This is a genomic window from Kribbella orskensis, from assembly GCF_004342085.1.
GTDB classification, from domain to species: domain Bacteria; phylum Actinomycetota; class Actinomycetes; order Propionibacteriales; family Kribbellaceae; genus Kribbella; species Kribbella orskensis.
In genome coordinates, this window is record NZ_SLWM01000009.1 from 225,684 (window position 1) to 239,388 (window position 13,705).

Annotated in this window: 13 protein-coding genes; 9 read left to right on the forward strand and 4 right to left on the reverse strand. The window is 69.3% G+C overall.

All coding sequences use genetic code 11. The features are described from left to right. The first annotated feature begins 13 nt into the window (after window positions 1-13). From EV644_RS24445 to EV644_RS24460, 4 genes are read left to right on the forward strand one after another with little or no spacing between them, the layout of a single operon-like run. Window positions 14-1,201 (forward strand): CaiB/BaiF CoA transferase family protein, encoded by a 1,188-nt coding sequence (locus EV644_RS24445; RefSeq protein WP_132190925.1) that lies wholly within the window; start codon window positions 14-16, stop codon window positions 1,199-1,201. Next, window positions 1,198-2,331 (forward strand): type 2 periplasmic-binding domain-containing protein, encoded by a 1,134-nt coding sequence (locus EV644_RS24450; protein ID WP_132190924.1) that lies wholly within the window; start codon window positions 1,198-1,200, stop codon window positions 2,329-2,331. The genes EV644_RS24445 and EV644_RS24450 overlap by 4 nt, the downstream gene beginning before the upstream one ends. A gap of 3 nt (window positions 2,332-2,334) precedes the next feature. Continuing rightward, a complete protein-coding gene (locus tag EV644_RS24455) occupies window positions 2,335-3,108 on the forward strand; it encodes an enoyl-CoA hydratase/isomerase family protein (protein WP_132190923.1) in 774 nt (257 codons plus the stop codon). 3 nt (window positions 3,109-3,111) lie between these two features. Beyond that, entirely contained in the window at window positions 3,112-4,053 is a 942-nt protein-coding gene (locus tag EV644_RS24460; RefSeq protein ID WP_132190922.1) for an MBL fold metallo-hydrolase, read from the forward strand. Window positions 4,054-4,059: 6 nt separating this feature from the next. Here the strand turns inward: EV644_RS24460 and EV644_RS24465 are convergent, their stop codons facing one another. Beyond that, a complete protein-coding gene (locus EV644_RS24465) occupies window positions 4,060-5,295 on the reverse strand; it encodes an SGNH/GDSL hydrolase family protein (RefSeq protein WP_132190921.1) in 1,236 nt (411 codons plus the stop codon). A gap of 113 nt (window positions 5,296-5,408) precedes the next feature. Continuing rightward, window positions 5,409-5,993, reverse strand: a complete 585-nt coding sequence (locus EV644_RS24470; protein ID WP_132190920.1) for a cob(I)yrinic acid a,c-diamide adenosyltransferase — start codon at window positions 5,991-5,993, stop codon at window positions 5,409-5,411. 51 nt (window positions 5,994-6,044) lie between these two features. Between EV644_RS24470 and murA the strand changes: the two genes are divergently transcribed. The 4 genes from murA to fabV all read left to right on the forward strand — a co-directional run bounded on the left by murA (window position 6,045) and on the right by fabV (window position 9,218). Further along, window positions 6,045-7,331 (forward strand): UDP-N-acetylglucosamine 1-carboxyvinyltransferase, encoded by a 1,287-nt coding sequence (gene murA, locus EV644_RS24475; protein ID WP_132190919.1) that lies wholly within the window; start codon window positions 6,045-6,047, stop codon window positions 7,329-7,331. A 65-nt stretch (window positions 7,332-7,396) separates the two neighbouring features. Continuing rightward, window positions 7,397-7,708, forward strand: coding sequence for a hypothetical protein (locus EV644_RS24480; RefSeq protein WP_132190918.1), 312 nt, complete (start codon window positions 7,397-7,399; stop codon window positions 7,706-7,708). Between the two features lie 3 nt (window positions 7,709-7,711). Next, window positions 7,712-8,011, forward strand: coding sequence for an ArsR/SmtB family transcription factor (locus EV644_RS24485; protein ID WP_199239983.1), 300 nt, complete (start codon window positions 7,712-7,714; stop codon window positions 8,009-8,011). Window positions 8,012-8,033: 22 nt separating this feature from the next. Then, window positions 8,034-9,218, forward strand: coding sequence for an enoyl-[acyl-carrier-protein] reductase FabV (fabV, locus tag EV644_RS24490; protein ID WP_132190917.1), 1,185 nt, complete (start codon window positions 8,034-8,036; stop codon window positions 9,216-9,218). On the opposite strand, the gene EV644_RS24495 is transcribed toward fabV, so the two are convergent. Then, the gene (locus tag EV644_RS24495; RefSeq protein WP_132190916.1) at window positions 9,208-9,756 is read right to left on the reverse strand and encodes a CGNR zinc finger domain-containing protein; all 549 of its coding nucleotides are present in this window, start codon (window positions 9,754-9,756) and stop codon (window positions 9,208-9,210) included. The two genes, fabV and EV644_RS24495, sit on opposite strands and share 11 nt — an antisense overlap. A gap of 73 nt (window positions 9,757-9,829) precedes the next feature. Between EV644_RS24495 and EV644_RS24500 the strand changes: the two genes are divergently transcribed. Continuing rightward, a complete protein-coding gene (locus EV644_RS24500) occupies window positions 9,830-11,050 on the forward strand; it encodes an MFS transporter (RefSeq protein ID WP_158292917.1) in 1,221 nt (406 codons plus the stop codon). 78 nt (window positions 11,051-11,128) lie between these two features. Here the strand turns inward: EV644_RS24500 and EV644_RS24505 are convergent, their stop codons facing one another. Then, the gene (locus EV644_RS24505) at window positions 11,129-13,630 is read right to left on the reverse strand and encodes a DEAD/DEAH box helicase (RefSeq protein ID WP_132190914.1); all 2,502 of its coding nucleotides are present in this window, start codon (window positions 13,628-13,630) and stop codon (window positions 11,129-11,131) included. Window positions 13,631-13,705: the final 75 nt, after the last annotated feature.

A 13,705-nucleotide genomic window follows, 5' to 3' on the forward strand; every position in this document is an offset into this window, starting at 1 on the left:
GAACTGCGACGTAATGGGAATCCTGGACGGCTACCGGGTGCTCGACCTCTCGGTGGCGATGGCGGGGCCGCTGGCCGCGATGCGGCTCGGCGACCTCGGCGCCGACGTGGTCAAGATCGAGCCGACCTCCGGCGAGTGGCAGCGGCACACGGCCGCCGGGGGAGCGACCGGAACCGAGGTGAACGCCTCGTTCCTGTCGCTCAACCGGAACAAGCGCAGCCTCGCGGTGAACCTCAAGAGCGACGAGGGCCGCGAGTTGCTGTACGAGCTCGTCCGGACCGCGGACGTGTTCCTGCAGAACTACCGTCCCGGGGTCGCGGCACGGCTCGGCGTGGACTACGAGACGCTCCGGCAACTCAGGCCCGACCTCGTCTACGTGTCCGTGTCCGGCTACGGCGAGACCGGGCCGTACGCCGGGTGGCCCGGGCAGGACCTGCTGGTCCAGGCGATGAGCGGGGCCCTGTTCAGCGCCGGCCGTCCAGGTGAACCACCCGTCGCCGCGCCATACTTCCTCGCCGACGCGGTGACGGCGTACAGCGCGTTCGAGGGAGTGCTGGCCGCTCTGCTGCACCGCGAGCGCACAGGTGACGGGCAGCTCGTCCAGGTGAACATGCTCGACGCGGTGATCGCGTTCCAGATGCAGGAGCTGTCCGTGCACACCGTGGGCGGGGTTCCACAGACCCGGTCGGAGCAGGTCCACGCGCACAGCTACATCCGCGCGCCGTACGGGATCTTCAGCACGCGCGACGGTTATCTGTCGTTGGCGTTCGCCGACCTGTCCGTTCTCGCCGAGGTGCTGGACGCGCCGGAGCTGAGCGGACTGGACGCCGAGCGGGACGGGTTCGTCCGGCGGGACGAGATCTCCCTGGCCGTCTCGAGCGCGTTGCGCCGGCAGCCCACGGAGTACTGGCTGGAGAGGCTGCGCGAGCGGGGGATCTGGTGTGGGCCGGTGTACGACTACGCCGCCGTGCAGGTGGATCCGCAGGTGCGGCACAACGGGTCGTTCGTGACGTACGAGCACCCGACCGAGGGAACGGTGACGACGCCCGGCTTCCCCTACAAGTTCGGCCGGACGCCGCCCGAGGTCCGGCGACCGGCGCCGTTGACCGGAGAGCACACCGACGAGTTGCTGACCGAGCTGGGCGTGACCGACGAGCGGCGCAAGGACCTGTCGGGCCGCGGGATCGTGGTGTCGGAATGACGGTCGAGCTCCGGGGCCTGACCTGGGATCACCCTCGCGGTTACCGCCCGCTGGAGGCGTTCGAGGCGGCCGGCGGAGCGCCCGGGGTCCGAGTGCACTGGGATCGGCAGCCGCTGTCCGGGTTCGAGTCCACGCCCCTGGCGAAACTGGCGGAGCGCTACGACCTGCTGATCGTCGACCACCCTGGCCTCGGTGCCGCCATCGAGGCCGCGGCGGTGCTGCCGGTCGAGGATGTCTTCGGTGCCCGGGATCTGTCCCGGTGGCGGGCTGCGTCGATCCCGCCGACCTGGGAGAGCTACCGCTTGCACGGTTTTGGCTGGGCGCTGCCGCTCGACGCTGCCGCCCAGGTCTGCCTGCTGCGGCCGGACCTGCTCAGGGGTGCACCACCGACGACCTGGTCCGAGGTCCTTCAGTTGGCCGACCGCGCCGGGATCGTGCTCTGCGTTGCCCGGCCGCACGCCGGTCTGGCCCTGCTGGCGATGGCCGGCGACCGGTCGCACCGCACGCTGCTCATCCGGGACCGGGCGGCACGAGCACTGGACCTGTTGCGGGCGGTCTGGCGGCGCAGCGATCAGCGGGCCGCCGCCCTGGACCCGATCGAGATCCACGAACTGCTTGCTGCCAGCAACGATCTGGTGTGCTGCCCGCTGGTCTTCAGCTACGCCGCCTATGGCCGGAGCACCGACGGACGTCAGCCGCTCGGCTGGGCGCCGGCGCCACGGCTGACCGGTTCGGACCGGCACGGCGGAAGCACCCTCGGCGGCACCGGCCTGGCGGTCACCCCTCGGGCATACGACCGGGTCCTGTCGGTGACGACCTACGTCCGCGCGCTGCTCGACCTCACGACCCAGGCCGGGATCGTGTCGTCGGTCGGCGGGCAGTCGGCGACGGCCGCGGTCTGGCAGTCGGCCGAGGTGGACGCCGACTGGAACGGGCACTACTCCGCGACCCGCGCCACGGTGGAGTCGGCGTACGTGCGGCCGCGGTTCGACGGCTGGATCGCGTTCCAGGACGAACTGTCCGAGCGGGTGCGGGAGTTCCTGCGAAGTGATGCCGACCCCGAAACCACGGTCGCCGGCCTCGAAGCGGACTACCGCGCCCGGGTGCCGGACGCGCTGGAGGTGGGATGAGCCATGGATGACGGTCAGGTTCTCTTCGAGCAGGACGGTCACGTCGGGCTGCTGACGCTGGACCGGCCGGCCAAGCTGAACGCGGCGACCCGGGCGATGAGCGAGCAGCTGCTCGAGCTGATCCCGCGGATCGACGCCGACCCCGACGTCCGGGCGGTGGTGCTGACCGGGGCGGGGAAGCGGGCCTTCTCCGTCGGCAGCGACATCTCCGAGCTCGACCGGTACGACGGCCCGTGGCACTTCCGGAACCGCCGCGACTACTGCGACGCGTTGCGGGCGCTGCGGACACCGGTGATCGCGGCGGTCAACGGCTACGCCTTCGGTGGTGGGCTGGAGCTGGCGCTGTCCTGCGACATCCGGCTGGCCGCCGAGCGGGCGACCTTCGCGGCGGCCGAGATCAAGCTGGGCTGGATCGGTGGTGGCGGAGTGACGGCGCTGCTCGCCGCGAGTCTGGCCGCGAGCGACGTGGCGATGATGCTGCTGACCGGTGACCCGATCGACGCCACGGAGGCGCTGCGGATCGGCCTGGTCAGCCGGGTGCTGCCGGCCGACGAGTTGTTGCCCGCGGCCACCGAACTCGCGCACCGGATCGCGGCCCGGCCGCCGATCGCCGCCCAGGCCGCCAAGGCCAACCTGCGCGCCGCGCAGTCGATGGGCCTCGAGCCCGCCATCCAGTACGAACGCGAGCTGCAGGCCGTGGCGATGGGCACCCAGGACGCCGCGGAGGGCCGGGCGGCCTTCGCGGCGAAGCGAACCGGCAGCTTCGAAGGACGGTGACCCATGCCCACTGAGCTCGCACCCGGTGTGCACCGGCTGGCGACCGACTATCCCCACGTCTGCGGCCTGCCGTTGTGGCTGCACGTCATCGACGCGGGCGACGAGCTTGTCCTGCTCGATGCGGGGATCGCCTCGACCCCGGAGGCGGCGACAGGTCCCGAGCTGAAGAAGCTGGGCCACGACCTCGCCGACCTGACCCTGGTCGTCAACAGCCACGCGCATCCCGACCACATGGGCGGCAACGCGATCCTCAAGGACCGCAGCGGCGCGCGGCTCGCCGCCCCGGCGGCGGAGGCCGGTTGGCTGGAGGACAACGAGACCCTGGTGTCCGAGCTGTGGGGATCCGACCCGGCGGCGATGGACCTCGACGAGCGGGAGCGGGCCGAGCTGTTCGAGATGCTCGGTGACCGGGTACGGATCGACCTGCTGCTGCGTGACGGCGACCTGCTCCCGAGCGGTGATCGCCGGATGCGGGTGATCACCACCAGCGGACACAGCCCCGGCCACATCGCAGTACTGGATGAACGGTCGCGGACGTTGTTCTCGTTCGACGACGTGCAGGGACGTGGCCAGCGATATCTCGACGGCAACGTCTGGCTGGCGCCGCTCTACACCGACGTGGAGCGGTACGTCGGTGGCCTGCAACGCCTGCTGGAGTTGGACTTCGACGCCTTGGTGCCGTCGCACGGCGACGTGCTGACGGCGGATCAGGGGCGGCAGAAGGTGGAGCAGAGCCTGGAGTGGGTGCACGACGTCCACGAGTTCACGACCGCTTCGCTGCGCCGGAAGGGATCTTTGACGGTGCGGGAACTCGCCGGTTCGATCGGCACCGAGCTGGGCGACTTCGGCGGGATCTGCTTGCAGACCGTCCGGATGGCGCGGGCACACCTCGAGCTGCTGGGCCGCCGGGGTGGCGCCGAGCCGCGCTGGCACCACCCCGGCTGACCGCGCTCAGGAACAGCGCAGGGTGTCGAGATCCGCGGCGTTGCCCATCGCGAAGTTGCCTGCGTCATTGGGGTGCAGGCCGTCGCCTCCGTTGTAGGCGGCCTGCAGCCTGGCCGGTTCGGCGGGGTCGCGGGTGGCGGCGTCGAAGTCGACCACCCCGTCGAACTCACGGCTGGTGCGGATGAACTGGTTGACCTTCTGCCGCTCGGCCTCCTTCTCCTCGGTGAAGACGAACGAGCCGCCGACCGGGGTGAGGGTGCCGCCGACGATGCACCGGCCGCTCGCGTGCACCCGGGCGATCAGTTGCCGGTAGCCGTCGATCAACTCGTCCGCGGTCGTACCGGCGTAGATGTCGTTGATGCCTTCGAGGAGCAGGACCGTCCGTACGCCGGGCTTGGTCAGCACGTCCTTGTCCAGCCGGGACAGCGCGTTCGCTCCGGCGCTGCCGGCCTTGGCGACACCGTTGAGCACCCGGTTGCCGGAGATGCCCTCGTTCGAAACTGCCAGCCTGCGGTGCTCGGGGAGGCTGCTGTACCGGTCGGCGAGGACGTCGGGCCAGCGGCGGTTCTCGTCGATCGTGGTTCCGACCGACGAGGTGATCGAGTCGCCGAGCGTCGCGACGGTCTGGACCTGCTCTGGTGCGCGGACGATCGCGGCGTTGAGGAAGAACCAGGCCGAGGACTCCGTCTGGTACGCGGTCGCCGACTCGTCGGCCGCGTGGTCACCGGAAGCCGACTTGTAGCTGTGCTGCATGGCGCGGTTGTGCGCGGTGATGATCCCGCTCGTCCCGACCACGTGTGCGCTCACCGTCAGGCTCTGCTTCGGCGAGACCTTGCCTCGCAGCGGGTCGCTGACGGCCATCGAGCCGGGAGGGATCCGGACCGACGTCTTACCGCCGAACGTCAACTGGCGGCTGGATCCAGGGACCACGGCAGCACCGGACTGCTGTCGGCCGACATAGATCGAGTCCAGCACCAGCGGCTGGTCGCCGTTCGCGTTGGAAAGCCGGATCCGCAGGTCGTCGCCGCCGACGCTGGTCCGCAGGATGTTCCGCACGGTGACGTCGCTGAGAGTGCCGCCGGCGACGTCGTCGCCGGCGCCCCACGTGGTCACCAGATGCGTACCGCCGGAAGCCGCGAGGTCGGCCGGTCCCGCCGAGTCCGGCGCGGCGACGTACCCGGCCGCCGCCGTCGCCGTCACCAGGATGCTTGCGCCGATCCGGCGCAGGGAGGAAGTAGTCATGGTGACCAGTCAAGAGTGAATAGATATCACCGCAATGCCTGACCGAAGCCGTTGCGACGAACGGCTTGATTGCCGAGCCGAGCGGTCGCGTCACACCGACAGGGGCCGCGCCGTCACTTGCCGCGGTCACCGCCCGGGACCCAGAGGACGTCGCCGCCGGAGGAGAGGTTGGCCACCCGACCGAGGATGAACAGCAGGTCGGACAGCCGGTTGAGGTAGGTCAGGGCGAGCAGATTGACGCTCGGGCCGTGCGCCTCGACGGCGACCCAGCCGGCTCGTTCCGCGCGGCGGACGACGGTCCGGGCGACGTTCAGGTAGGCGGCGCCCGGCGTACCCCCGGGGAGGATGAACGAGCGGAGCTTGGTCAGGCGGCCGTTGTACTCGTCGCACCAGCCTTCGAGCCGGTCGATGTAGTCCTGGGTGATGCGCAGCGGCGGGTACTCCGGGTTCGCCGCGATCGGGTTGCACAGGTCCGCGCCGACGTCGAACAGGTCGTTCTGGATCCTCGTGAGCAGCACCACCAGGCTGCTGTTCAGGTGCCCGGCCGCGATCGCGACGCCGATCGAGGAGTTCGCCTCGTCCACCTCGCCGTACGCCGCCAGCCGCGGATCGGTCTTCGTGGTCTTGCTCATGTCGCCCAGGCGGGTCTCGCCGGCGTCACCGGTCCGGGTATAGATCCGCGTCAAGTTCACAGCCATGTCACGGCACTCTACGCAAAGCCCAGATCTCGGAGCGGATACAGTCGCCGGGTGGAACGGTTTCGGATTGCGGGTGAGGCACGGCTCGAGGGCTCGGTCGAGGTGGCAGGCGCGAAGAACAGCGTGCTGAAGCTGATGGCGGCGGCGTTGCTGGCCGAGGGGACGACGACGCTGCGGCAGGTGCCGAGCATTCTGGACGTCACCTTCATGGCTCAGTTGCTGGACACCCTGGGCTGCTCGGTCAAGGTGGATGCCGACGAGACGAGCGCCACGATCGCCGTACCGGCCGAGATCGGCTACCAGTGCGACTACGAGCTGGTTCGTAAGCTGCGCGCGTCGATCTCGGTGCTCGGACCGCTGCTCGGCCGCTGCGGCCGCGCCGAGGTGGCCCTGCCGGGCGGCGACAACATCGGCTCCCGCGGGCTGAACATGCACGTCGGCGGGCTGGAGGCGATGGGCGCGAAGGTGCACATCGAGCACGGCTTCGTGATCGCCGAGGCGCCGCAGGGACTGCACGGCGCCGAGGTCTGGCTGGACTTCCCGAGCGTCGGCGCGACCGAGACGATCATGATGGCAGCGGTGCTGGCCAAGGGCATCACAGTGATCGAGAACGCGGCGCGGGAGCCTGAGATCCAGGACATCGCCGCGATGCTGGTCGAGATGGGCGCGCAGATCGACGGCGCCGGCAGCTCGCGGATCGAGGTGACCGGCGTGCAGGGTCTGCTCAAGCCGGTCGACCACGTCACGGTGCCGGACCGGATCGTGGCCGGGAGTTGGGCGTTCGCGGCCGCGATCACCAAGGGCGACGTGACGATCGCGAACGGTCACGCCGAGCATCTCGAACTGCCGCTGGACAAGCTGCACAAGGCCGGCGCCGAGATCACCGTGCTGAACCCCGGCTTCCGGGTCGTGATGCACGACCGCCCGAAGCCGGTCGACGTGGTCACCCTGCCGTACCCGGGCTTCGCGACCGACCTGCAGGCGTTCGTGATCGCGATGAACGCCCTCAGCGACGGCGCCGCGATGGTGACGGAGAACCTGTTCGAGGGCCGTTTCACCTTCGCCCAGGAGTTGACCCGGCTCGGCGCGCAGATCCAGACCGACGGCCATCACGCGGTGGTCCGCGGCATACCGCGGCTGTCGGGCGCGCCGGTGGTCGCCAGCGACATCCGCGCGGGTGCCGCGTTGGTGATCGCGGGCCTGGCGGCCGAGGGGGAGACGCTCGTCTCCGCCGCGCACCACGTGCACCGCGGCTACACCGACTTCGCGGGAAACCTGCGCCGCCTCGGCGCCGACGTCACCGTCGAGCCGGACGACGCCGAGCTCTACTGGAACTGAACCACCCCGTTTCCCGATGATCCGACGCCTTGACAAGCTGAGCCAGCTTGCTAATTGTTAGCGATATGGCTAATGAAATCGTGCTCTGCACCTACCGGACCCGGCCGGACAAGGAGCCGGAGTTCAAGGCCTTGCTGAGCAGGCACTGGGCAACGCTGCGCGAGCTGGGGTTCGTCACCGAGGTCGAGCCGGTGGTGCTCCGCGAGCTCGGGCAGCCGACCTACGTCGAGATGTTCACCTGGGTCGACGGCGGGTTCGACCAGGCGCACGAACATCCCGACGTGCTGGCCCTCTGGGAAGCGATGGATCCGCTGCTCGAGGACCGGGACGGACGGCCGAAGTGGGAGTTCCCGCACTTCGAGCCGGTCCGGTTCTAGCCGGTGGTCAAACCTTCTCGGGGGGCTCAGGATCTCCGGGACCTGGATCTGGTCTTCGCTGCCCTTGCGCACCAGACGCGGCGCACGATTCTGCTGGTGTTGCACACCCGCGGTGGGGTGATGACGTCCGGCGAGATCGCCTCCCGGTTCGACTGTGCCTGGCCCACCACCAGTCGGCATCTGGGGGTATTGCAGGAGGCCGGCCTGCTCGCAGTCGAACTCCGCGGCCGCGAACGGGCCTACCGCCTGGACAAGGACCGCCTGAACGCGGTCGCCGGTTCCTGGCTGGAGCGGTTCCACTAGGTGGTGGTCTAGGGTCGGTCGCATGACTGACCGCCTGATCAAGCCCGTCGGCCGTGGTTTCCTCTTTCTCGACTCGCATCCGGTCGGCTGTGCCGAGCTGGTCAAGGGCCTGACAGAGCACGTCGAGGCTCGTAAGCCTGAGCAGCGGCCGGTTGCGCTGGTGATCGGTTCCAGCTCCGGGTACGGCCTGGCGGCGACTCTGGCCGGGCTGGCTCGGTATGGGATCGACGGGATCGGTGTCTCCTTCGAGAAGGCCCCGACCGTACGTCGTACCGCCACTGCCGGCTGGTATCGCACGGCAGCCACTGCGGCCTACGCCGAGGACCAGGGCAGCGACTTCCACTTCGTCAACGCGGACGCGTTCGCCGACACGACCAAGTCGGAGGTGCTCGACCTGCTGCAGGAGAAGTTCGGGGGAGTCGACTACCTGATCTACAGCGTCGCCGCGCCCCGGCGGGTCGACCCGCGCACCGACACGACGTACCAGTCGGCGATCAAGGCGATCGGGCAGTCCGCGCAGACCAAGAGCCTCGCGTACGACGATGGCCAGCCGGTACTGCAGGAGGTCGGGATCGAGGTGGCCACCGACGAGGAGGTGGCCGAGACGGTGGCCGTGATGGGCGGTGAGGACTGGGCCCGCTGGGTGGACGCGCTGGAGGAGCGCAAGCTGCTCAAGGACGGGTTCAGCACGGTGGCTCTGACTTACATCGGTTCGGAGTTGACCGGGCCGATCTACCGCCAGGGCTCGATCGGCGCGGCCAAGGCCCACCTGGAGCAGACAGCCCTGGCGCTCAGCAAGCGGGACGATGTGGAGGCCCGTACGTCGGTGAATGGCGCCGCAGTCACGCAGGCGTCGTCCGCTATCCCGGGGATCGGGCTGTACGTGAGCCTGCTGCACAAGGTTCTCGGTGAGCAGATGCAGACGCCTATGCAGCAGTCCATCGCGTTGTGGGACCAGCTGACCGGTGAGAAGCCGCTGGACCTCGACGAGGACGGCCGCATCCGCCTGGACCGCTGGGAGTTGGCCGACGACGTGCAGGCCGCAGTACGGGCCCAGTGGGACGCCGCGACCCAGGAGACGATCGCGGACGTCGCCGACACTGAGTGGTTCTACAGCGAGGTCCGTCGGCTCTACGGGTTCGACGTCGCCGGTGTGGACTATGAAGAGCCGTGTGAGGTCGAGGTGGAGTGGCCGGCTAGGTCCTAGCCCTGTACTGACGCATCTTGTTCCGGCTGCCGCAGAGCGCCATCGTGCACCAGCGACTGCGGCCAGCCGGGCTGCGGTCGTAGTAGACCCACCGGCAGGTGTCGGCCGCGCACGCCTTCAGCCGCCGCCAGGTGCCGTCCACCACGGCCCCGGCGATGTCGGCAGCCATCCTCGCGACGAGCGCATCAAGGCCGCTGAGGTCCGCGGCCGGCTGAACGACAGCGCTGCCGTCAGCGCCCAGAGTGAGCCATAGCGGAGCCCTGACCAACCGCCGCTCCAGTACTGCGCCCGACGCCGCCGACACGTCCACACCGGCATGGGCCTGGCATACATCCCGCACCGCCTCGCGGAACTCCAGCACCTCCGCCAGGTCGTCTGCGTTGAACGTGAGCCGCAACCCGTGCTCGGCCGCGAAGGACGCCAGGTCCGCGGGGGAGCGCAGCTGATCGCGCTCCAGCTCCAGATCGACCGTGTTCGCCAGGTCCTGCACGAGCACCAGCGGCTCGGGGGCCGGGGTGCGCGCGCCTGGCTGAATCATGGTTGCGAGGTTACCGCCATCGGGGCATGATTCGGTAACGCTGTTACCGGATGAGGTGGAGGTAGGGGTAACGATGGTGAGGAAGGACCGGGATTTCCGGCGTTTCTGGACAGGGCACACGATCTCGGCTGTCGGCACCCAGGTGACGGCTGTCGCGCTGCCGCTGACGGCCGCGCTCACCCTGGACGCGGGCGCGGCCGGCGTCAGCGCGATCGCGACGGCGACCTATCTGCCGAGCGCCGCGCTCCCGTTGCTCGCCGGGCATTGGCTGGAGCGCCGGCGCAAGCGAGGCGTCATGGTCGCGGCTGACGTGCTCCGGGCCGCGGCGGTCGCGGTAGTCCCGATCGCCTGGGCGCTCGACAGCCTCAGCCTGCCGCTGCTGGTGATCGTCGGCTTCGTCGTCGGAGCCGCGAGTGTCGTCTTCGACATCGCTTCCTTCGCGTATCTCCCGGACTTCGTGGCCGAGCAGGACCTCCCGGCGGCCAATCGAGCACTCCAGGGGTCGACCACTGCTTCGCAGGTCGGTGGTCCCGGCATCTCGGGCCTCCTGGTGCAGCTGCTGGGGCCTGCCCTGGCCCTACTCGTCGATTCCGTCTCCTATCTCGCCAGCGCGCTAGGAGTCGCAGGTGCCCGGAGGCCGGAGGTCCGACCGGCTGCAGCCGAGCAGAAGGCGAGCCTGTGGGAGGGAGTGCGACAGCTCAGGGTGAGCCCGTTCCTGCGCTCCCTCACAGTGCATGCCGCGGTCTACAACGCCTCGGCGCAGATCTTGGTCGTCAACCTGGTGATCCTGGCGGTGAAGGACCGTGGATTGTCGGCAGGCGGATACGGCCTGGCCTTGAGTGCCGGAGGAGCAGGTGCCTTCGTCGGGGCGATGCTCGGCCTGCGCCTGGCCGGCAGACTCGGCTACGGCCGCGCCTTCGGGGCCTCGCTCGTCCTGTCGACTGGTCTGCCGCTCCTGCTCGCACTGCTGCCGGGCCGCGGCGTGCTGTTCGGAGTACTGCTGGGTGCCGTGCAGTTCGGCGCGGGCATCGGTCTCGGCAGCGCGAACGTGTTGTCCGTGACGATTCGCCAGCTCCTCATCCCGCGCAGCACGCTGGCGCGAAGCAACGGCGCCTACCGCACCTTCACCTTCGGCGTTCTGCCGATCGGAGCGGCCTTGGGCGGCGTCCTGGGCGCCAACTTCGGGACCACCGCCGCAGTCGCCATCGGGAGCGTCGGCATCGCCCTGTCGGCGCTGCCCATGTTCGCCAAGGAGATCCGCCGGTTGCAGACGCCTGTAGCCACAGCAGCTTGAACGCCGTGGCTACATCAGCTTGAACGCCGTGGCTACATCAGCTTGAACGCCGTGGCTACATCAGCTTGAACGCCGTGGCTACAGCGGCTTGAACGACACCAGTTCCAGGACGAGGTCGCCGGCTTCGTCGGAGGCGTCCAGGTCGACGGTGGCGGTGATGCGCCAGTCGTGGTTGCCCTCGGGATCGTCGATGATCTGCTGGACCTGCCAGTAGCCCGGGTGCTCCTCGACCATGAACAGCGCCGGACCACGGGCTGCCGGGCCGGTGTTCAGTACGCCGTGCTCCGCGTAGTACGCAGTACCGGCTTCGGCCCAGCGGCCCGCGTCCCAGCCTGACTCGGCGTCCAGCTGGCCCAGCTCGGCCCAGCGGTGCAGTGAGACGAGCTCGACGCGGCGGAACATCGCGTTGCGGACCAGCACCCGGAAAGCCCTGCTGTTCAAGGTGATCCGGCGCGGGCCCTGCGGGACGGGGGCGACAACCTCCGCGGTGGTCGGGTTGGTCAGCTCCTCCCACTCGTCGAGCAGACTGGAGTCGGTCTGCCGGACCACTTCGCCGAGCCACTCGATCAGGTCGGTGAGGTCCTCGTTCACCTTGTCCGGCGGCACGGTCTGCCGGAGCGCCTTGTACGCGTCGCTCAGGTACCGCAGGACGATGCCCTCCGAGCGCGCGAGACCGTAGTACTGGATGTACTCGCCGAACGTCATCGCCCGCTCGAACATGTCCCGGACCACGGCCTTCGGGGACAGCCCGGCCTCGGCGATCCACGGGTGCGTCTGCCGGTACATCTCCAAGGTTGCCTCGAGCAACTCTTCGAGCGGCTTCGGCCAGCTGATCTCCTCGAGCAGCTCCATCCGCTCGTCGTACTCGATGCCGTCGGCCTTCATCGAGTTCACGGCCTCGCCCTTGGCGTGGTGCAGTTGCGCCATCAGGATCGCGCGGGGGTCCTCCAGCGTCGCCTCGACCACCGACACCACGTCCAGTGCATACACCGGGTCCTCGGGGTCGAGCAGGTCCAGCGCGGCCAGCGCGAAGGTGGACAGCGGCTGGTTCAGGGAGAAGTCCTTCTGCAGGTCGACCGTCAGCCGCAGCGTGCGGCCGTTCTCGTCGGGCTCGTCCAGCCGCTCGACGACGCCCGCCGTCAGCAGCGTGCGATAGATCTGGATCGCCCGCCGGATCAGCCTGAGCTGCGCCTTCGAGTCCTCATGGTTGTCCTGCAACAGGTGCCGCATGCTCGCGAGCGCATCGCCGTCGCGGGCGATCACGTTCAGCAGCATCGCGTGGCTGACCCGCATCCTCGACTGCAGCGGTTCGGGCTCGGCGGCGACGAGCCGGTCGAAGGTGTCCTCACCCCAGGTGACGAAACCCTCCGGCGGCTTCTTGCGCTGGACCCTGCGTTGCTTCTTCGGGTCGTCGCCGGCCTTTGCGAGCAACCTGACGTTCTCCACGACGTGATCCGGCGCCTGGACGACGACCGTGCCGGACGTGTCGTACCCGGCGCGGCCCGCGCGGCCGGCGATCTGGTGGAACTCGCGCGCCTTGAGGATGCGCTGCCGGCGTCCGTCGTACTTGCTCAGAGCCGTCAGCAGGACGGTGCGGATCGGCACGTTGATCCCGACGCCGAGGGTGTCGGTGCCGCAGATGACCTTCAGCAACCCCGCCTGCGCGAGCTGCTCGACCAACCGCCGGTACTTCGGCAGCATGCCGGCGTGGTGGACGCCGATTCCGTGCATGATCAGCCGCTGCAGCGTCCTGCCGAAGCCCGGGCTGAAGCGGAAGTGCCCGATCAGCTCCTTGATCTTGTCCTTCTCTTCCTTCGTACAGACGTTGATGCTGGTCAGCGCCTGGGCGCGTTCCAGGGCAGAGGCCTGCGTGAAGTGGACGACGTACACGGGAGACTGGTGCGTCATCAGGAGTTCGGCGAGCGTCTCGTGCAGTGGCGTGGTGACGTACTTGTAGACCAGCGGCACCGGTCGCTCGGCCGACGAGACGATCGCCGTCGACCGGCCGGTCCGCCGGTTCAGGTCGATCTTGAACCGCTCGACGTCCCCGAGCGTCGCCGACATCAGAACGAACTGGGCGTCCGGCAGTTCCAGCAGCGGCACCTGCCAGGCCCAGCCGCGGTCCGGCTCGGAGTAGAAGTGGAACTCGTCCATCACCACCTGGCCGACGTCGGCGGCGGAACCCTCCCGCAGCGCGACGTTCGCGAGCACCTCGGCGGTGCAGCAGATGATCGGGGCGCCGGCGTTCACCGACGCGTCGCCGGTGAGCATGCCGACCTTGTCGGCGCCGAAGATGTCACAGAGGGCGAAGAACTTCTCCGACACCAGCGCCTTGATCGGCGCGGTGTAGAAGGTCCGCCGGCCGTTGGCGAGGGCCGCGAAGTGCGAGCCGGTGGCGACCAGGCTCTTCCCGGAACCGGTCGGGGTGGACAGGATCACGTTCGACCCGGTCATCACCTCGATCAGCGCCTCCTCCTGCGCCGGGTACAGCGAGATGCCCTGCTCGCCCACCCAGGTGGCGAAGGCGTCGTACAGGGCATCGGGATCGGTGGAGTCCGGCAGCTTCTCGGTGAGCGTCATCGGTTCCATTGTCCCGTACGCGGCCAGGGCAGCCGGACCGGGCGCTGCAGCGGCAGAGCTGCGGTCAGAGCTGCG